The 19,176-nt window shown below is 75.0% G+C and carries 14 protein-coding genes; 3 read left to right on the top strand and 11 right to left on the bottom strand.

Annotation, left to right across the window (positions count from 1 at the left end; genetic code table 11):
• Window positions 1-72: 72 nt before the first annotated feature.
• The 7 genes from fxsT to ABZ956_RS02380 form a co-directional block, all read right to left on the bottom strand.
• A complete protein-coding gene (gene fxsT, locus ABZ956_RS02410) occupies window positions 73-3,090 on the bottom strand; it encodes an FxSxx-COOH system tetratricopeptide repeat protein (RefSeq protein ID WP_361885678.1) in 3,018 nt (1,005 codons plus the stop codon).
• Window positions 3,091-3,149: 59 nt separating this feature from the next.
• Complete coding sequence (locus ABZ956_RS02405) at window positions 3,150-4,559, bottom strand: HEXXH motif-containing putative peptide modification protein (protein WP_361885676.1); 1,410 nt, start codon at window positions 4,557-4,559, stop codon at window positions 3,150-3,152.
• Window positions 4,560-4,675: 116 nt separating this feature from the next.
• A complete protein-coding gene (locus tag ABZ956_RS02400) occupies window positions 4,676-4,987 on the bottom strand; it encodes a hypothetical protein (RefSeq protein ID WP_361885673.1) in 312 nt (103 codons plus the stop codon).
• Window positions 4,988-5,096: 109 nt separating this feature from the next.
• Complete coding sequence (locus ABZ956_RS02395; RefSeq protein WP_361885670.1) at window positions 5,097-8,228, bottom strand: SAV_2336 N-terminal domain-related protein; 3,132 nt, start codon at window positions 8,226-8,228, stop codon at window positions 5,097-5,099.
• A 6-nt stretch (window positions 8,229-8,234) separates the two neighbouring features.
• Window positions 8,235-9,239, bottom strand: a complete 1,005-nt coding sequence (locus tag ABZ956_RS02390) for a MoxR family ATPase (RefSeq protein WP_361885667.1) — start codon at window positions 9,237-9,239, stop codon at window positions 8,235-8,237.
• A gap of 164 nt (window positions 9,240-9,403) precedes the next feature.
• Window positions 9,404-11,566: a trypsin-like peptidase domain-containing protein gene (locus tag ABZ956_RS02385; RefSeq protein WP_361885664.1), complete on the bottom strand. Its 2,163-nt coding sequence runs from the start codon at window positions 11,564-11,566 to the stop codon at window positions 9,404-9,406.
• Entirely contained in the window at window positions 11,563-11,970 is a 408-nt protein-coding gene (locus tag ABZ956_RS02380) for a CU044_2847 family protein (RefSeq protein WP_361885661.1), read from the bottom strand. The genes ABZ956_RS02385 and ABZ956_RS02380 overlap by 4 nt, the downstream gene beginning before the upstream one ends.
• 147 nt (window positions 11,971-12,117) lie before the next feature.
• Here ABZ956_RS02380 and ABZ956_RS02375 point away from each other — a divergent pair, with 147 nt between their 5' ends.
• Window positions 12,118-12,297, top strand: coding sequence for a DUF6104 family protein (locus ABZ956_RS02375; RefSeq protein WP_361885658.1), 180 nt, complete (start codon window positions 12,118-12,120; stop codon window positions 12,295-12,297).
• A 31-nt stretch (window positions 12,298-12,328) separates the two neighbouring features.
• Here the strand turns inward: ABZ956_RS02375 and ABZ956_RS02370 are convergent, their stop codons facing one another.
• On the bottom strand, window positions 12,329-13,165 hold the full coding sequence (locus tag ABZ956_RS02370; RefSeq protein ID WP_361885655.1) for a hypothetical protein: 837 nt from the start codon (window positions 13,163-13,165) through the stop codon (window positions 12,329-12,331).
• 115 nt (window positions 13,166-13,280) lie between these two features.
• Here ABZ956_RS02370 and ABZ956_RS02365 point away from each other — a divergent pair, with 115 nt between their 5' ends.
• A complete protein-coding gene (locus ABZ956_RS02365) occupies window positions 13,281-14,153 on the top strand; it encodes a DUF4097 family beta strand repeat-containing protein (protein WP_361885653.1) in 873 nt (290 codons plus the stop codon).
• Window positions 14,153-14,950, top strand: a complete 798-nt coding sequence (locus ABZ956_RS02360) for a helix-turn-helix transcriptional regulator (RefSeq protein WP_361885650.1) — start codon at window positions 14,153-14,155, stop codon at window positions 14,948-14,950. Before ABZ956_RS02365 ends, ABZ956_RS02360 begins: the two co-directional genes overlap by 1 nt.
• Before the next feature lie 80 nt (window positions 14,951-15,030).
• Here ABZ956_RS02360 and ABZ956_RS02355 read toward each other — a convergent pair whose 3' ends face one another.
• From ABZ956_RS02355 to ABZ956_RS02345, 3 genes are all read right to left on the bottom strand, one after another.
• Window positions 15,031-16,425 (bottom strand): cellulase family glycosylhydrolase, encoded by a 1,395-nt coding sequence (locus tag ABZ956_RS02355; protein ID WP_361885647.1) that lies wholly within the window; start codon window positions 16,423-16,425, stop codon window positions 15,031-15,033.
• Between the two features lie 7 nt (window positions 16,426-16,432).
• On the bottom strand, window positions 16,433-17,395 hold the full coding sequence (locus ABZ956_RS02350; protein WP_361885644.1) for a zinc-binding dehydrogenase: 963 nt from the start codon (window positions 17,393-17,395) through the stop codon (window positions 16,433-16,435).
• A gap of 159 nt (window positions 17,396-17,554) precedes the next feature.
• Window positions 17,555-18,769 (bottom strand): NADP-dependent malic enzyme, encoded by a 1,215-nt coding sequence (locus tag ABZ956_RS02345; RefSeq protein WP_361885641.1) that lies wholly within the window; start codon window positions 18,767-18,769, stop codon window positions 17,555-17,557.
• Window positions 18,770-19,176: the final 407 nt, after the last annotated feature.

Below are 19,176 nucleotides of genomic sequence, written 5' to 3'. Positions count from 1 at the left end.
ACCGTCGACCGGCCGGTAGTACGGCACCGGGCCCCCACCGCTTCGGCGGTGGGGGCCCGGTGCCGTTCGCGCTCACCCCAGATACGGCTCGAAGTCCCAGTAGGGCCGGACCCGTTGCCGCGCCGACAGCGTGTGCGGGTGCTGGGCGCCCAGGGTCCGGGTCAGGCGTTGGAGGGCGTCCTCCTCGACCTTGCCGGCCTCCTCGTGTTCGCGCAGGCCGCGGAGGTCCATGGCCAGGGCGACCTCGCAGGAGAGGGTGAGGGGGTGGTCCGCGCCCAGGGAGTGGCGGGCTCGGCGGAGGGTGCTGCGGCTGAGTTCCTGGGCGCTGTCGAGGCGGCCGGTGAAGTTGCGGCCGCCGGCGGTGTTGAGGGCGCAGCCCAGGACCCAGGGGTGGTCGGGGCCGAGGGTGGCGGTCAGGCCGGCGAGAGCGGATTCGAACATGGTCAGGGCCTCGGCGCGGTCGCCGGCCGCCTGCAGGATGAGGCCGGTGTTGGAGAGCATGCCGGTGCTGATGGGGTGGGCGGGGCCGAGGAGTTCGCGGAAGCCGTGCTCGCCCTCGGCGTTGAGGTCCCTGGCCTGCTGGAGGTCGCCGTGTTCGCGGGCGTAGTTGCCGTAGTCGACGAGGAGGCCGAGGGTGGCGTAGTGACCGCGGCCGTGCACCTGCTCGGTCTGTTCGAGCAGGCTGGCCATGGCGCCGCCGACGTCCTGCGGGGAGCCGGCGCGGCGCTCGCACAGCACCAGGTTGTGCCGGGCGCGCAGGGTCTGCGGATGCTGGGGGCCCAGCGTCTGGATGTGCAGGCGCATGCCGAGCTCCTGGCGGGCCAGGGCGTCGCGGTAGCGGCCCATCAGCCGCAGGTCGCGGGCGCAGGCGATGCCGGAGACCAGGGTGGCGGCGTGCCGGGCGCGCAGCAGGGACTCGCGTTTGCGCAGCGTCTCCAGGTCGATGTCGTAGGCCTCGCTGTAGCGGCCGAGCAGCCGCAGACCGGCGCCGAGGTTGTGCTGGGCGAGGAGGGTCAGGTAGTCGTCGGGGCCGAAGAGTTCGAGGGCGGTCTCCAGGACCTCGCGCTGGGTCTGGAGGGCCTCGGTGTACTGGCCGAGGTAGCGCTGGTCGGCGGCGAGGCAGCTGGTGGCGGTCATCAGGCCGGCGCCGTCGTGGCCGGGGGTGGCGCGCAGCCGGTCCAGCATCTCGCGGTCGAGTTCGTAGGCGGCGCGGAAGGCGCCGTTGGCACGCAGGATGTTGCCCTGCTGGGTGCTGAGCTCGATCATGCGCGGGTGCTCCGGCGGGCAGAGCTCCGACCAGTGCTCGCGCACCTGCTCGGCCAGCTCGACGCCGGTGCGGAACTCGCCGCTGCGGTAGCAGTAGCGCAGCAGGTTCAGCACCGTCTCCTGGACGCGTTCGTTGCGGCTGCTCAGGGCGCCGGAGGGCTCGAGGTGGGGCAGCAGCTCGGCGTAGCGGGGCCACAGCCGGGAGTCCTGGGCGTTGCCGGGGTCGGCCGCGGCGAGGGTGCGGCACACGACCTTGCGGTACAGCCTGCGGTCCTCGGGCGAGGTGAGGCGGGCGACGATGTCGTGGACGATGCGGTGCATGTGCACCGACTCCTGCTCCGGGCCCGGTTCCTCGCCGGCGAGGGCGCTGCGGGTGTCCCGGGTGAGGACGGAGTAGTTGACGAGGGTGTCCAGGGCCCGGGTCCAGCCGGTGAGGTCGCTGGTGAGCCAGGCGAGGGACTCGGGCAGCTCGGCGGGCCGCAGGTGGCGGACGAGACCGATGGGGATGCGGCCGGGGGCGAAGGCGGCGCACAGCGAGAGCAGCTCGACCGCGTGCGGCTGGGAGTCCCGGAGCCGGTTGATCAGTATCGACCAGGAGGTGAGGGAGGAGCGCGGTACGCCGTCGAAGCCGCCCTGGTCGGCCAGTTCGGACAGCTCGCCGTCGCGGACCATGCGCAGGTAGTCGGGGACGTCCATGTCCGACTCGCCGAGCCAGGCGGCGGCCTGGACGAGGGCGAGCGGGATGTCGCCGAGCTCGGCGGCGACCTCGTCGGCCTGGGCGGCGGTGATGCGGGGCGCGCGGCGCATGAGGTAGCCGGTGGACTCGTGGCGTTCGAACCCGGGGATCTCGACCAGGTTCGTCCGGCTCTCGCTCCAGCTGCGGTTGCGGGAGGTGATCAGGACGTGGCCGGGGCCCTCGGGGAGCAGCTCCCCGGCGGTGTCGATGTCGTCCCAGCCGTCGAAGATCAGCAGCCAGCGGCCGTACGGGTCGCCGCGGCGCAGCGCCTCCTGGACGGCCCGGATGCGCTCGCCGGGTTCGGAGCCGGCGGCCAGGCCCAGTTCGGGGGCGAGTTCGCCCAGGCGTTCGCGCAGGGTGCCGCGGGTGTCGGAGTTGACCCACCACACGACGTCGTAGTCGGAGCTGAAGCGGTGGGCGTATTCGGCGGCCATCTGGGTCTTGCCGATGCCGGCCATGCCCACGAGGGTGACGACGGCTGTGCCCTGGTCGGCGTCCATCAGCCGCTGCTGGAGCCGGTTGAGGAGGTCGTCGCGGCCGGTGAAGCGGACGTTGCGGCGGGGCACCTCGCCCCATACGGCCGGGGGGTCGTTGGGGTAGCGGGAGCCGGGGCCGGCGGGCAGCGGGCGGCGGGCGGGGGCGGGCGGCAGGCCCAGCCGGCCCAGCAGGCGGCGCTCGGCCTCCTGGGCGCCCACGCTCCACAGGTCGACGGGCTCGAGGACGGCCGTGGCGGGCAGCAGCGCGCGGTTGGTGAGGTTGACGGCGGCGAACCGCTCGGAGTGGGCGTGGACCACGCCGCGCAGCGCCTCGTTCCACTCGGCCTCGGGGCGGGGGCCGAGCTGGAAGAACCAGTCGCTGAGGACCAGCAGTATGCGGCCGGAGGCCAGCAGCAGGTCGCCGAGGGCGCTCTCCAGGGGCACTTCGCGGGGCGGGTCCCAGCGGTGGAGGGTCACGCGGTGGCCGTGGCTCTCCAGCCGGTGGGCGATCCAGGTGGCCCAGGGCCGGTGGAACCCGGCGAAGACGACGACGAAGTGCTCGCCGACTCGCCCTTGCGCGCCGGTGCCGGCCGCTTGCCGCTGCGTGGCCATCCGCACGTCTCCCTTGTTCCTTCGCACTGTGCCGGCCCGGAGCCGACACGGACGCAAGATTACCGTACGTCACCAAATGGTGACATAGCGCCAAAAGCTGTGGCGCGCTTGCCGGCCGCCCGCGCGAGGGCCGCGAGGTGCCGGTCCATGCCGGTCGCGAACTGCCGCCCGGCCTCTGTCAGTTCAGCCGATTCAAGCAGGATGGGGAGGGCTTCCGCGACCTGCCGGAGGTAGGAATCGCGGCGCGCGTGCGCGCCACGCGGGGCGCCGGGCGCGAGGGGGTGGCGGAGCGCCGCGCGGGTCCAGAAGTCGGCCAGGGCCAAGTGCGCGTACGTGCCCTGGAGGACGCCGGCGAAGGGGCGCGGGTCGGCGCGCCACGCCACGCGGTAGACCTCGCGCGGGCCGGCCTCGTGCAGCGGCAGGAGGTCGTGGAGGACGGACAGTTTGCTGTGCTGCGTCTCGTGGACGAGGACCTCGGCGAGGTCGGCCGCGGAGTCGGGGAGGGTGGCGAACACGGCGCCGGGCGCCGCCCGGAACGTCGCGCTCACCTTCGGGCCGCCGCGCCCGTGGGAGGCCGGGCGGGCGAGCGGCACCACACAGCGCAGCAGCGCCGTGACCTCCGCGGCCCGGGCCCGGTCGACGGCCCGCAGCAGGGCGAGCGCCGCTCTCCAGCGCCGGACCCAGGGCTCGCCGGCGGTCCGGTCCGGGCCGGCGGCGAGCAGGGCGGCGCTGCCGACGCCTTCGGCCGGGGCCCGGTAGGGGTCGAGGTCGTCGAGGAACGCGCCGCTGCCGGGCAGCCGCGCGAGGCCCCGCCAGCCCGCGCCCGTACCGGCGGTCCGGCCCGGGAGCCGCAGCAGCACGGGCCCGCCGCGCCGGCCCCCGGGCGTCAGGTGGGCGGTACGGCCGTGGCAGGTCAGCCGCACGGTGGGGGCGCCGGCCTCCAGGAGCCCGGTGCCCGGCAGGGCGAGGCGGCCGCCGGGGGCCGGCAGCTCCAGGGTGAAGCGGTCGCCCGCCCGCAGGGCGGCGGCCGCGGCGACGGAGCCGAAGTGCTCGAGGCAGTCGGCGAGAACGTCCCCGTCGGGGGCGGTCAGCGTACGGGTCAGCCAGGTGCCCACCGAGGGGTAGCCGAGCGTGTCGCGCACCGCGCGCGGATAACGGGCCTCGGCGCGCTCCAGCAGCCGCCAGTGCGCCTCGAAGCGTTCGAGGACGGGGCCCGGCACGGCGCCGGGGCGCCGTTCGAGCCGCGTCAGCAGGGACTTGAGCAGCACCAGCCGCCGGCTGTGGGCCCCGTCGAGAAGCAGCCCGAGATCCCCGGACGCGGACCGCGTCCGGGCCAGCAGCGCGAGAGCGGCGGCACGCGGGCCCCGCGGCGGCACCGCTGTGCCCTCCGGCGGTACGGACGCTCCGTCGCCCCGGGCCCCGGCCGGAGCGCCCGGGGACGCTCGGCGGTTTCCGTCGTCGCCCGTCACGGGCGGGCATCCGCCCTGCGGCGGGACGGCGGCGCGCCCCGGCGGCGCGGGCTCTTCCCCGTTCCGGGCATCGCCCGCCGCGCCCCAGGCGGCTTGGCCGCTTCCCTCGCCGCCCGTCACAGCCCGGCATCCGCCCCGCCGCGCGGCGGCGGTGGTGCGGCGCGGCGGCGCGGGGGCCTTCCCGGGCCGGGGGCCGGCCGGTCGGTCGCTTCCGTTGTGGCGCGCCACAGGCCGGCTTCGGTGCTGTCGGAGTACCAGGTCTCGCCGAATTCGGCCGGGAACGACAGGGCGCGCTCCACCGCGGCCGACAGGTCGGGGGTTCTGTCCGTGCGCAGGGCCCGTAGGCCCACGCCCGTGAGGTCGGGCAGGGACGGCACCTCCGTGCAGCCGTTCCGTTGGGCCGTAGCGGCGTACTTGTGCTCAGGCACCTCTCGCTCCTCCCTGCCGCCATCCGCCGGGAGCGGCCCCCGCGGCTGCACGGTTCTTCCCAAGGCCCGTAGGGCGGAAACACGTTCGGATCGGGACCGGACATCCGGGTCAGGTGTCGGTGAGGCGTGCCACGCTCTCCCGGGTCGCCGCTACCTCCGCCCACGGCACGGGGGCCAGCCGGGCCGTCAGGTCGCGCCAGTGGCGCTGGGCGTCGCGGTAGGCGGCCAGCGCGGTCCGGCGCAGGCCCATGCGCTCCAGGGCGTCGGCGTAGCGGTGCAGGGCGCGGGCCGCGGTGACCGAGCCCGGGCCGTCGGGCGTGGGCAGGCGGGCGGCTTCCTTGGCCGCCGCGTCGAAGGCCGCGGCGGCGTCGGCCAGGGGTACGGTGCCCTGGCGCTCGCGCAGCGCCAGCCGGGCGATGCCCAGCTCCAGCCACGCCTCGGCGCGCACGGCGCCGTCCTCGGCGCGGCGGGCCGCCTGTTCCAGCAGGTGACAGCTTTCGTAGAGGTCGGGCGGGAACCCGTGCCGTGCGAACCGCAGGACCAGGGCGCGGCCGAGCAGGAGCTGGGTCCGCGGCCGCAGCGGCGACCTGCCGGGGCTCACCGCGAACGCCTCGCGCAGCACCGCCTCGGCGCGGGCGACCGGGTCGGGGGCGAGGCCGCCGGGGTCCGGTGGTCCGTCGTCCTCCTGGGCGCGGCTCAGCAGCGACTCGCCCCACTCCAGGAGCAGTTCGCCCCGCCGGACGCTGTCGCGGCCGGCGAGGGAGACCGCCGCGGTGTAGGCGTCGTCGGCCTCCGGCCGGCTTCCGGCCGCCGCGTGGGCGCGGGCCTGTTCGATGCGGCAGTACAGCTCCTGGACGTCGTCGGCGGCCGTCTCCCGGGCGCGGGCCAGGGCGGTGAGGGCCTCGGCGGCGGGCGCGCCGGAGTGCCGCAGCGCCCGGGCGAGGTCGAGGAGGGCGGCGCAGCGCTGGATGTCCGGTGCCTCGGCGGACTCCAGCAGCTCGCAGGCGACGCGCAGTTCGGCGGCGGCCTCGGTGGCCGGGGGCACGGGGTCGGGGCCGGAGCGGGCCAGCGCGAGCAGCACCCGGCCCAGGCGCAGGTGGCGCGCCGGGGTGCCGGGAGGTAGGGCGCGCAGGGTCCGTTCGGCGGCGAGCAGGTGTTCGCGGTCGCCGTCGGCGCGCCAGCGGTCGTGGTGGGCGGCCGCCAGTTCCAGGGCGGCCGCGGTGTGCCGGCCGGTGCCGGGCTCGGTGTGGTCGTGGGCCTCGGTGAGCAGGGCGACTGCCTCCGTCAGGATCGCGTGCCGCTGGGCGGGGTCGTGGCGTACGGACTCGGTGCCGGCCAGGGCGCGCAGTACTTCGCCGAGGACGAGGCGGGCCCGTATGCCCTCGGCGGCCCCGCCCGCCTCCGGCAAGGCGGCGGCGGCCGGGGCGGCGTGGGCGCGGGCCTCGTGGAGCAGGGTGGGGTCGGCCTGGACGTGCCACAGGCGCAGCAGCCGCTCCGCCTCGCCCACGGGGCCGCTCTCGACGGGTACGGGCTGGTACCAGCGGACCACGCGGGCGGGCACCTCGGCGAACAGCTCCGGCTCGGCCGGTGCGGCGAGCTCTGTACGGACGTCCGCGGCCGGCTCGGGGGCGGCGGGCCCGGCGCCGGCGTCCCGCGGGGGGCGGCCGGAGAGCTGGGCGGCGGCGAGGGCGGAGAAGTTGCGGGCGCTCTTGCCGAAGTGGCGTTCGACGTAGTCGGAGCAGTGCTTGAGCACGAGGGCGGCGGCGCTCTGGTCGAGCGACTGCAGCAGCATCTCCCGTACCCCGTCGGCGAATTCGTACCCCTGTCCGGCCCCGGGGTCGGGGCCCGTGCCGGGCAGCCGCCACAGCAGTCCGCTCAGCAGCACCTCGGCCAGTTCCATGGGCCCGGTGTCGGGCAGCATCGCCCGCTGGACGACCTGCATGACCGGCAGGGTCAGGGGTACGGCCGCCAGGTGCACGGCGAGGCGCAGCGCGCCCGGCGAGGCGGCCGCGCGGAAGGACCTGAGGAGGTCGTCGGCGCCGCGCGCGGCGCGTTCGCCGGGCGCGGGCACGGCACGGGCGGGGTGCCGGGGCAGCAGCCATCCGGCGGCGCCGTGCACGCCGGTGCGGCCGGGCCCGGACAGCAGCCGGGCCCAGGTGCCCAGCGCGTCGCGGGTGGGCAGCAGGACGGGTACGGGCAGGGCGCCGGGGCCGGGCGGTGGTCCGTAGCCCTCGGGGTCGAAGCGCAGCCGGCCGCCGGTGGCGGCGTCGCGGGTGAGCCACCCGGCGTCGGCGGGCAGGGCGGTGCGCGGCCACAGGCGCGGCGGCAGGGGCTGGACGACCGCCAGGGGTGAGGTCAGCGCCCAGTGGTGGAGGAGGCGTTGGGCCCGGCCTTCCTGCCAGAGGGCGCCCACGCAGTCGCTGATCACCAGGGTGAGGCGGCGCCCGGTGGGGTCGCGGAACTGGTCGGCGGGGCGCGGCCGCAGGTGGCGGGCCTCTCCGGGGGCGCCGGGCGAGGCGGTGGTGCCGACCAGTGGCGTGCCGTCGTCGCCCCGGTGCAGGTAGCGCACCTGGACGTCGCGGAAGACGCCCAGCTGGGCACAGGTCTGGCGGAGTTCCTCCAGCATGCGCTCCCAGACGGCCATGGAGGGGGCCGTGTCCATCAGCAGCTGCATGGAGACCGCCCGCCGGGTGTCCGGGCGGTGAACGGGGGCGAGGATGCCGGTGCGGGCGGCGGAGTCGGCGGTGGCGTCCTCGTCGAGGGGGCCCGGGGTGGGCGCGGCGGGCGAGCGGTAGCCGCGCAGGGGGCGCAGGGCGCGCTGGAGGCCGAGCAGGCCGGGCAGGGACGAGGCCATGGGGACGCGTATCGGGAAGGCGTCCACGGGCGCGGCGGGTCCGCCGCGCGGAACGTACACGGACACCGGTGCCGAGCGCTCCGCGCGCCGCACCGCCGTGGGCTCGCCGCCCGCCTCCTGGCGCCGGGCGTCGGCCGCGGGGGGCCGGCCGGGCCGCTCGCGGGGCCCGGGGGACGCGGGGCCGGTGCGGTCGGTGGTGCGGTCGGCGGGCCCGGGGCTCTCACCGGCGGCGGTGTCCTGGGCCCGGGGCGGATCCGCCGCCGTGCCGGGGCCGACCCACTGCGCCAGCCAGAGGGCGTCGGCCAGTTCTTCGGCCGACACCTCCCAGTCGGCGGCCCGCAGCCGGGCGACCAGTCGTCCCAGCCGCTGGTCCGGGGGCGCCGTCATCTCTCATCACCTCGGACGGTCCAGGGGTTGCATGAGCATGTCCGCGAGCCGGTCGCGTGTGACGCGCTCGGTGCGGGGCGCGTGCTGGGTGAGGAAGAGGGCGTTGAGCAACTGGTCCGCGGCGATCACCTCGCCGGGTTCCCGGTCGAGGAACCGTTGGATGAGCGCGTCCCCGTCGGTCACCGCGTCGTCCCCGAGGTGGGCTCTGACCATGGCCGTCAGCTGCTCCTCGCCGGGCGGTTCGAGGTCGAGCTGGATGCAGCGGCGCAGCAGGGCGGCGGGGAAGTCGCGCTCGCCGTTGGAGGTGAGCACGATCAGCGGGAAGGTGGTGCAGCGCACCCGGCCGCCGTGGATCGCGGCCCGCTCGCCGTCGTCGGTGAGCACGTCGACCTCCGGTTCGAGGTCGGCGATCCGCTCGAGCTCGGGGAGGCGGAACTCCCCTTCCTCCAGGACGTTGAGGAGGTCGTTGGGCAGATCGAGGTCGCCCTTGTCCAGCTCGTCGACCAGCAGGACCCGGGGCTGCGCGGCGGGCAGCAGGGCCGTGCCGAGCGGGCCGAGCCGTACGTAGGAGCCGATCGAGCGGCGCTGTCCGGCGGTGCCGCCCGCCCGTTCGAGCTGGACGTCCTGGAGGCGGGCGATGGCGTCGTAGTGGTAGAGCCCGTCGTGGAGGGTGGAGCGGCTGACGATGGGCCAGCGCAGCACCCGGCCCAGCCCCAGCTCGTAGGCGACGGCGTGGGCCAGAGTGGACTTGCCGGTTCCGGGGTTTCCGGTGACCAGGAGGGGGCGGCGCAGGTAGAGGGCGGCGTTGACCGCCTCCACCTCCTCGGGGCGGGGATGGTGGTTCTCCACCAGGCGGCGCAGCACTCCGAGCCTGCGCGCGGCGCTGGGGTCGGTGCCCGCCCCGGCGTCGGGGCCCGAGGAGGCGAAGTCCCGCCAGGGCGGGGGCGGCGGCAGCCGGCGTACTCCGTCGTGCGGCAGGCCGGCTCCCCGATAGATGCGCCAATCGTTCACACTGGGCTCCTTGTAGCTGGTGATGCCCCTGGGCCTGCCGTGCCGGTGCTGTACCTTCGACCGCGGCCCCCGCCCCCCGCTGCGGGTCCCCGGTCGAAGGTACCGGCCCAGCCGGTGGCCTGCCGACCCCTGCCGCACTGCCCTCGTCCGCGTCGGGCGGGCCGTCATGGCGGGCCGTCGGGGCGGGCTCCGGGGGCGTACAACGGCGCGTCGGGCAGCGGCGGATGGGCCGGTGAGTCGAAGAGCAGGGCAATCGAGCGCGCCCACAGCGCCTCGGGGTCGGGGGCGTCGGGGTCGGCACAGCGGATACGGAGGTTGCGTATGCGCCGGTGAAGTCCCTCTGCGGTCCTGGCCTCGCACACAAGTCGGGAAACTTCCCGATGGAATTCGGCGCAATCCGCATGGCCCGTGGCGCAACTGCGCCAGATCACGACGGCGTGCCCGGCGGCGAGCGCCGCGTCCATGGCCAGGGCACCGGCGCCCGCGGCCACCTCGCCGCAGTACACCGGCACGGCCGTATCGGGGGCGTCGGACAGCCGCCCGTACGCCGCGTGCCCGCTCTCGCGGCCCGCCCCGTCGTGCCCCTTCACCGGTGCCTCGCGCCGCAGCGGTACGGCGGTCAGCGGACCCCGGTTCGTACCGCTCCAGCGGCGGCGCCACTCCGGGATCGCCGGGCGGTCACGGCGCCGGCGGTCCCGTACGACCACCACGCGGCGCTGCCCCAGCGGCATCGTGTGCGGGTCGAAGCCCTCGGCGGCGGCGCCGGGCGGCGACAACTGCCAGCCGTCCAGCGGCTCGTCGAACAGCTCGCGCGGCAGCATCACGTGCACGGCGGCCAGGTATTCGCCCACGTCGCCCTGGAGCAGCGCCTCGGCGATCGGCTCGCGCAGGGTCTCGCGCAGCCGCGCCCGGGGCACGCCGTCCTCGTCGGCGCGCAGCGGGGTGACGACGCCGTCCTCCAGCAGCAGCTTCACGCGCCAGGGGTAACGGTCGCCGTAGAGCCGCTGGTCGATCTCGACCAGCACGTCCGCGCGGGCCCGGGTCTCGGCCGCGGCGGCCGCGCCGGGCGCCAGGTCCCGGCGCTCGGGCTTGCGCAGCTCGACGGTGCCCGGCGGGGCGCTCCCGCGCGGCCCCGCCGCCCGCGTGTCGTCCGCGCCGCCGTGCAGGATCTGGTGGATGTCCTCGCGTATGACGTCGGGCAGCGGTTCGGCCTGTCCCACGAGCCAGCTGCCGAGCTCGCGCAGCGGCGCCAGGTCGCGGCCCTCGCCGAGCCGGCTCACGGCCGCCGCGACCCGTGCCGCGTAGAGCAGCACGGCCTCCAGCTCCAGGTCCCGGTCCGGCCCCGTCTCCTTGGCCCGCCCCGCCCGGTCGCCGCCGTCGCGCAGGTCGTACAGCAGGCCCACGCCCTCGCGCCAGGTGCGCGGGTCGTGCTCGACGCCCGGCTGGTACGGGTCCTGGATCACCCGCCGCTTGGCCGCCTCGACCAGCAGCATCACCTCGCCGGGCGTCTCGGGCGGGGTCAACTCCGCCAGCCGGGCGAAGAGATGGGTGCGCAGGACGGGCGTGAAGCCGTCCGCCGGTGCCGGGCGCAGCGCCTGTTGCAGGCCCGTCCAGCTGCCGCCGGTGCCGACGGTGCGGTAGCGGCGCAGGTGGTGGCGGTCGTGGGCGCGGATGACCGCGTGCAGCCGGTCGCGGCCGGGGCGCTCGTTGGCGATGCGGCGCAGCGCGGTGATCGGTACGGCCAGGCCCGCGGTGTCCTTGCCGCGGCCCTTGCTGACGCCGATGACGGCGCCCCGTCCGGTGTCCACGACGGGCCCGCCCGAGCAGCCCTCCACCGGGATCTCGCCGCGCAGCAGCATCGCGGCGCCGTCCCTGCCGTCGCCGCCGTTGGCGGTGCCGAGGCCGAAGCGCAGGGCGAGCTCGCCGGTGTCCTGCGACCAGCCGTGCAGGCTGATGGGGGCGGGCACGATCGCCGAACGGTCGCTGAGCCACAGGCACTCGGCGTCGTCGGCCCCCGCCACCTCCACCAGCGCCAGGTCCGGCAGGCCCCAGGGCCGGGGCGGGAGGTCGGGGTCGGCCGGGAACGGCACGGCGAGCGCCACCCGGCCCTCGCTCGTGCGCTCCCGCGCGTCGGTGATGTCGACGGCCGTCGCTCCGCGCAGCACGTCACCACCTCCGTTCCCCACGACGTGGGCGCAGGTCAGGACCCATCCGGGGGCGATGAAGAAGCCACTGCCCCAGAACCGGGCGCCGGAGCGGTCATACCCGCCGCCGGGTGCGGAGATGCGTACGACCGCACGGCGCACGGTTCCGTCCAGGGCGCTCAAGAAGCGCCGCCCCCGTCCCCGCGCCCGTCGCCGCCCCCGCTCCCGCTTCCGCGTTCGTCGCCGCGTTCGGTCCAGGTGAGCGTCACCTTGATCGACGCCTTGCCGTCGCCGTCGGCGATGAGGCTGATGACGTGTCCGGCCCAGGCGGCCAGCTCGATGCCGAACTCCACGGTGACCTCGTGCGGCCGGGCCGCGGCGAGCCCCATGCGCAGCGATCCCACGACGCCGCGGGCGACATCGGCGAGCCCGCCCGCCATATCGGCCACGCGCCGGGCCGCGCCGGACGGGCTCGAGTCCTCGTATGCGCCCCCCGACGTCCCGCCCCGCAGCTCCTGCGCCTCCGTGACCCGCGCCCAGACGACCGTGCCGTCGTCGAGCCGGACCTGCGTGATCCCGTCAGCCACCCGCCACCCCCGTTACGCAGATGATGCAGCAGGCTAGTCCTCTGATCGCACCGGCGCGAGAGGTCCTGGCCAAGGCAGCCGGGCGTACGCCGCCTATCCTGGGCGGGACCGTCCGCCCACCCCTGACCATCACCGACGGAGAACACGTTGTACTTCACCGACCGCGGCATCGAGGAGCTGGAGAACCGGCGGGGCGAGGAGGAGGTCACCCTCGGCTGGGTGGCCGAACACCTGCGCACGTTCGTCGACCTCAACCCCGACTTCGAGGTCCCGGTCGAGCGCCTCGCGACGTGGCTGGCGCGGCTCGACGACGAGGACGACGAGTAGCCGCCCCGCAGGCCCGGCAGGGGCCCGGACCCTAGCGGCCCGGGCCGCCCCGGGCGCGCCAGGCGTCGTAGGCGATCGTCAGGGCGCCGTCCGCCACGAGGACCGCTCCCGCCACCGTCCAGCCGCGCCGGGACCCGTGCCCGCGCCGGGCGAAGACCAGCAGCGACAGGCCCGTCGCGAGCTCCGCGGCGCCCAGGGCGCGGGCCTTCGGGCCGCGTATCCACTCCCCCAGCCGGCCCTGTTCCGAGGCGTCGAGGCCGGTCCGTACCGCCTCGCGCCACCCGGGCCACTCCACCGGCTCCGCGTGCGGGGCCGCCCCCGCCGCCCGTCGCAGGTCCCGCGCGGACGAGCCCGGGGTGAGGCCCGTCGGCAGGTGCAGGCCCGCACGGGCCAGTACGGCGACGAGGCCGAGCACCCGGGCCGGGGCGTCCGCGTCGGAGTCCGGGTGGGTCAGCCGGTCGAACGCCGCCGCGTCCAGCACCGGGTCGAGCCCGAGCCGGGCCCGCAGGGCCGTCAGCGCGCTCTCCTCCCCCAGCGGGGAACCGTCCGCGAGCCAGGTGTAGCCGACCGTGCGGCGGAAGCCCGAGGCGACCACGAAGCCCGCGCCCTCCTCGTCCCACCACAGTCCGACGGCCGGCCAGGTCTCGGCGACCGTCAGGGCGTGCGCCCACTCGGCGGTGATCGCGGCGAGGTTCGTGTCCTCGTCCTGCCAGGACTCCTCCCCCGGCACCAGCACGCTCCACTCCTCGCCCGCCGGGGCGAGGAGCAGCGGCTCGCGCAGGAGCTGCGCGGATGGACGGACACGGTCGGGCTCGGCCCGGCAGAGCAGCAGTACCCCCGCCGCCCGGCTGTGATCAGTAGCGGACATGTGTCAACGCTAAGCCACGCCGACAGCCCTTGACTTCACCCGACCGCGATATATCGTGTCTATTCCAAGACGCGATATGTTGCGTCGGGGCCTGCTTCCCGAAGGAGGGCCGCACATGCCGGGCCAGTCCGAGTGGTCGATCGCCGATCCGCACAAGCTCACCTTCGAGGAGCCGGTCACGGCGCTGAAGGTGCGCGTCGCGGGCGGCACCGTCAACGTCGTCGGCACCGACAGCGGCCCCGCGCGGCTCGAGCTGTCCGACATCGAGGGGCCGCCGCTCGACGTCACCCTCGACGGCGGCACCCTCACCGTCGCCTACCGGGACCTGCCCTGGAAGAACTTCCTCACCTGGCTCGACCCCACGGCGTGGAAGCGCAGCGTCACCGTGACGCTGACCGTCCCGACGGCCACGCGCGTGGAAGTCGGCGTCATCGGCGCAGCCGCCGTCGTCTCCGGCATCTCCGGCGCCACGGACGTGCGCGGCGTCTGCGGCGACACCACGCTCGTCGGCGTGAGCGGCGCGGTCAGGGCGGAGACCGTCACCGGGGATCTGGAGGCCCAGTCCCTCGGCGGGGACCTGCGCTTCAACTCCGTCTCCGGCGACCTCACGCTCCTGGAGAGCGCCGGCGGCAGCGTCCGGGCGGAGTCCGTCAGCGGCGACATGCTCGTCGACGTCTCGGGCACCGTCACGCACCCCTCCCTCAGCCTCACCAGCGTCTCCGGCGAGGTGGCCGTCCGGCTGCCGCACCCCGCCGACGCCGAGGTCGGCGCCGAGGTGGACGCCAACACCACCAGCGGCCGGGTTTCCTGCGCCTTCGACGACCTGCGGATCAGCGGGCAGTGGGGCGCCAAGCGCATCACGGGCACGCTGGGCGCGGGCCGCGGGCGGCTGAAGGTCACCACCGTCTCCGGTGCCGTCGCCCTGCTGCGGCGGCCGCCGTCGCAGGGCGAGCCCGCCGACGCCCCCGCCCAGGGAAAGGTCCTCTGATGCCCCCCGTCTTCGCCCACGGCCGACTGCGCCTGTACCTCCTCAAGCTGCTCGCCGAGGCCCCGCGCCACGGCTACGAGGTCATCCGCCTGCTGGAGGAGCGCTTCCAGGGGCTGTACGCGCCCTCCGCCGGCACCGTCTACCCCCGGCTGGCCAAGCTGGAGGCCGAGGGCCTGGTCACGCACGCCACCGAGGGCGGCCGCAAGGTGTACTCCATCACCGACGCCGGGCGCGCCGAACTCGCCGACCGGCAGGGGGAGCTGGCCGAGCTGGAGCTGGAGATCCGCGAGTCCGTCGCCGCCCTCGCCGCGGACATCCGCGAGGACGTGCGGGGGGCGGCCGGCGACTTGCGCCGCGAGATGCGGGAGGCCGCGCGGCAGGCGCGCACGGGTGATTTCGCCGGGGCGAAGGAGGAGCTGCGGCGGGCCAGGGAGGAGTGGAAGGAGCAGGCCCGCCGGGCGAAGGAGGAGAGCCGCCGCGCCCGGCAGGAGGCGCGGCAGGCCCAGGAGCACGCGCGGGAAGAGGTGCTGCGCATCCAGGAGCGCGTGCGGGAGCAGGTCAAGGACTGGCCGTCGGGCATCGTGGAGGGCGTCAACGCCCTGGCGAAGGAACTGGGCGCCCTGGCCGGCCAGTCCCCCTCGAAGGAACCGTCCCGCGAACTCGACCGCCTCCTGGACCGCTTCCGCGACGAGATCCGCGACACGGCTCGGGACTACGGAGTGACGGAAGTTCAACTGGAAGAAATCCGCACCCACTTGAAGAAGACGGCAGCCCAAGTAACAACAATCCTCCGCTAGCCCCCCGTTGTGGGCAATCGTTCCGCAGGGCGGAACGGGTGGGCACAACGGAACGACGGACCCGCACCGCCCCCCGGTTTCTACGGTGACGTCACCGTCACGGTGACCGTCCCACCAAAGGGCAGCGCCCGTACCGTCACCGTGCCACCCCGCCCCGGCGGCACAGCCGGCACATCGGCCCACGCAGGCCCAGTCACCGACACCCGCCAGCCCCCCGGCAAGGCCGGCACCCACACCTCCGTCACCCCCCGGGAACCCGCCACGTACGACACCCGGTACCGCCCCTCCTCGTACGACTCCGACCGCACCACCCCCGCCACAGCCGCCGCATACGGCCGCACCGTGCGCTCCTTGTTCGGCTGGAAGCGCGTGCCGTCCCGCTCCAGCGCGCAGTAGCCGCCGCCGTAGCACCAGGCCCAGCCCGCCCAGCCGGAGGCGTACCGGCCGATGGAGGCGATGGCCTCCTCGTAGAAGCGGCCCATGTTGGGCAGCGAGCTGTCGCGCGGGCCCCATTCGCCGACCACGACCGGCACCCGCTGTTCGCGGGGATAGTGGACGATCTCGGCCTCGTAGCGCTCCAGCCAGCCGGAGGCGGGGTCGTAGTCCCGGCCCGCCTCCATCGCGGCGTTGTAGAAGTGCGGCGCGTAGACGACCTTGGGGTCGTCCACGCGGCCCAGGCCCGTGCGTTTGCCCTCGCCGGCGGCCGGGGTGGGTTCGATGAAGAGCCAGTGGCGCCGGTCGACGGCGCGGATCGCGTCCGCGACGCGGTTGTACATCGGGGTGATCTGTGTTGCCTCGATGCGGCGTGCGGCCTGGAACATGTCCTCGCCCGGCCGCATCCGGCCCATCGGCTCGTTGATCAGGTCGTAGCCGAACACGGCCGGGTGATGCGCGAGGCGCCCGGCCAGGACCTGCCACATGCGGGTCTGCGCGCGGCGCAGGTCCTCGTCCTCGTAGAGGTGCTCGAAGGCGGCCTGCACGGCGGGCTCGAAGTACTCGGCGAACCAGTCGTCCGGATGCGGGTTGTAGGGCAGTCCGTCGGTGCGCGTGGCCCAGGCCGGGATGCCCCGGTGGGTGCCGAACGCGGGGCCGTAGACGTCCTGGTGGGCGTCGATGACGACCCGGATCCGGTAGCGGTGGGCCCAGTCGAGGACCCGTTCGATCTTGCGTAGGTAGCGCTCGCTGTAGCGGCCGCGCTCCGGCTCCAGGTCGTCCCAGAAGACCGCCAGGCGGGCGAAGTTGAAGCCGTGCGCGGCGAGGTCGCGCAGGGAGCGTTCGGTGATGTCCTCCAGGGCGTGCTCGCCCCGGTTCTCCTTGTCCGCGAGGTTCCAGCCGCGCAGGGTCAGGACGCGGCCGGTCCCGTCGGTCAGGCGGGGTATGCCGGGGTCCGTACGGGCCTCGGCCGTGGGGGCGAGAAGTGCCAGGACAGCGGTTACGGCGAGGAACGCCGCCGTGCGCAAGCGTCTCTTCGGCATCCGTCGTTCATACCGTCAGGACCACCTTGCCGAACAGATCGCCGCTGGACATCTTTTCGAAGCCTTCGCGGGCCCGGTCGAGGGGCAGGACGGAGTCGATCAGTGGGCGTACGCCCGTGGTCGCGCAGAGGCTGAGGAGGTCCGCCAGCTCGTCCTTGCTGCCCATCGTCGAACCGACGACCTTCAGCTCCAGGAAGAAGATGCGGGTCAGCTCGGCGGCCGCCGGGCGGTCGCCGCTGGTCGCGCCGGAGATGACGAGCGTGCCGCCGGGCTTGAGGGACTTCACCGAGTGCGACCAGGTGGCCGCGCCCACGGTCTCGATGACGGCGTCCACGCGGTGCGGCAGCCGGGCGCCGGCTTCGAAGGCGGCTTGCGCGCCCAGCTCGACGGCGCGCTTGCGCTTGGCCTCGTCACGGCTGGTCGCGAAGATCCGCAGGCCCGCCGCCGCACCCAGGACGATGGCGGCCGTGGCCACCCCGCCGCCGGCGCCCTGCACCAGGACGCTCTGGCCGGGACGTACGTTCGCGTTGGTGAAGAGCATGCGGTAGGCGGTCAGCCAGGCGGTGGGCAGGCAGGCGGCCTCCTCGAAGGAGAGCTCCTTCGGCTTGGGCAGCACGTTCCAGGCGGGGACGGTGACGCGCTCGGCGAAGGTGCCCTGGTAGCGCTCGGTGAGGATGGAGCGGGGCTCGTCGGGGCCCACGCCGTGGCCCGTCTGGCCGATGACGGAGTGGACGACGACCTCGTTGCCGTGCTCGTCGGTCCCGGCGGCGTCGCAGCCGAGGATCATCGGCAGCGCCGCCTCGCCGAGGCCCACGCCGCGCAGCGACCACAGGTCGTGGTGGTTGAGCGAGGCGGCCTTGACGTTGACGGTCGTCCAGCCGGGCCGTGCCTCGGGCTCGGGGCGCTCCCCCAACTCGAGTCCGTTCAGCGGCTGGTCACGGTCGATGCGTGCGGCGTAGGCGGCGAACATGAACCGAAACCTAGCCCCGGGGGCACGGCGAGGGAACCTCATGCCGGTGTGACACGCGCCGCGTCCTGGGCTCGTCACCGGTCGGACGACTCCCCGTCGCGCGAAGGCGCGGGGCCGGACCGTATGTAGCCGGTCCGGCCCCGCGCGGCGTCCGGCGCGTCAGCGCCGCGCGACGCCCTCCGCGCGTGCGGCGGCGGCCACGGCCGCCGTCACGGCGGGGGCGACCCGCTCGTCGAAGGGGGACGGGATCACGCACTCCGCGCTGAGCTCGTCCGCCACCACCGCGGCCAGCGCCTCGGCGGCGGCGAGCTTCATGCCCTCCGTGATGCGCGAGGCGCGCACCTGCAGGGCGCCGGCGAAGATGCCGGGGAAGGCGAGCACGTTGTTGATCTGGTTCGGGTAGTCGCTGCGGCCGGTGGCGACGACGGCCGCGTACTTGTGGGCGACGTCCGGGTGGATCTCCGGGGTGGGGTTGGCCATGGCGAAGATCAGCGCGTTCTTCGCCATCCGCGCCACCGCCGCCTCGGGCACCGTGCCGCCCGAGACGCCGATGAAGACGTCCGCCCCGTCCAGCGCCGCCTCCAGGCTGCCGGACAGACCGGCCTTGTTGGTGAAGCCCGCCAGCTCGCGCTTGACCTCGGTGAGGTCCTCGCGCTCCCGCGACACGATGCCCTTGCGGTCGCAGACCGCCACGTCGCCGATGCCCGCCTCGACCAGGATCCGGGCGATGGCGACGCCGGCGGCGCCCGCACCCGAGATCACGGCGCGCAGGTCGCCGAGCGCCCGGTCGGTCAGCCGCGCGGCGTTGCGCAGCGCGGCGAGCGTGACGACGGCGGTGCCGTGCTGGTCGTCGTGGAAGACGGGGATGTCCACGCGCTCCTGGAGCTTGCGCTCCACCTCGAAGCAGCGGGGAGCGGAGATGTCCTCCAGGTTGATGCCGCCGAAGGACGGTGCCAGGCGGGCGACGGTCTCGACGATCTCGTCGACCTCCCGGCAGTCGAGCGCGATCGGCACGGCGTCCACGCCGCCGAACTGCTTGAAGAGGATCGCCTTGCCCTCCATCACGGGCAAGGACGCCTCGGGACCGATGTCCCCCAGGCCGAGTACGGCGCTGCCGTCCGTCACGACCGCGACGACCTGGGACTTCCAGGTGTAGTCGTGGACGAGCTCGGGCTGTTCCGCGATGGCGCTGCACACCTTGGCGACGCCCGGCGTGTAGGCGAGGGACAGGTCGTCCCTGTCCCGCACCGGGACGGTCGCCCGGATCGCCATCTTTCCGCCACGGTGCAGCGCAAAGGCCGGATCGAAGAACTCTCCGTGAGCTCCGTCGTCCGCGCCATTGTCGCTGCGAGGATTCACGATCTCCGCTGCCACTTCATTGACCCCTTTGTCGATTGCCGTCGAGGGTAGCCGCCCCTGGGATTGCGGAGCGCGTCGGGCACCGTGCCCGCGCCCCGGAGGGCGGATGGGCCGCCGCGGGGGGAGTACGGACACCGGGCGCGCCGCACACACGCGCCCTGAGCCCCGGGTGAGGGGTGTAACTGGTCTTTCTACCGGAAGAGCGCTACGGCCGACGAGTGAGTTCCGGCTCGGTGCGGCACGACTCCCGCCCCCGATCCCACCCGGAACGTGTCAACTGGTGACGGATACGCCGGGGTGTCCAGGGAGTGAGACGGCGCCCACGTGAGATGGGTCTCGCGATCAGAAGGCGCCCAGAGGAGACACAGAAGACGAAAGGGTATGAACCGTCCTGTACGGCTTGGCGATCACCCGTTATCCGA

The sequence above is a fragment of the Streptomyces sp. NPDC046261 genome (genome assembly GCF_040646235.1).
GTDB lineage: Bacteria > Actinomycetota > Actinomycetes > Streptomycetales > Streptomycetaceae > Streptomyces.
Note: the sequence above shows the minus strand (reverse complement) of the source record. Positions and strands in the feature narration are given on the sequence as shown.

Bases quoted from the DNA above. Each gene is read 5' to 3' on its own strand.
- fxsT (WP_361885678.1), bottom strand. From the start codon at position 3,090: ATGGCCACGCAGCGGCAAGCGGCCGGCACCGGCGCGCAAGGGCGAGTC.
- ABZ956_RS02395 (WP_361885670.1), bottom strand. From the start codon at position 8,228: ATGACGGCGCCCCCGGACCAGCGGCTGGGACGACTGGTCGCCCGGCTG.
- ABZ956_RS02370 (WP_361885655.1), bottom strand. From the start codon at position 13,165: ATGTCCGCTACTGATCACAGCCGGGCGGCGGGGGTACTGCTGCTCTGC.
- ABZ956_RS02365 (WP_361885653.1), top strand. From the start codon at position 13,281: ATGCCGGGCCAGTCCGAGTGGTCGATCGCCGATCCGCACAAGCTCACC.
- ABZ956_RS02360 (WP_361885650.1), top strand. From the start codon at position 14,153: ATGCCCCCCGTCTTCGCCCACGGCCGACTGCGCCTGTACCTCCTCAAG.
- ABZ956_RS02355 (WP_361885647.1), bottom strand. From the start codon at position 16,425: ATGCCGAAGAGACGCTTGCGCACGGCGGCGTTCCTCGCCGTAACCGCT.
- ABZ956_RS02350 (WP_361885644.1), bottom strand. From the start codon at position 17,395: ATGTTCGCCGCCTACGCCGCACGCATCGACCGTGACCAGCCGCTGAAC.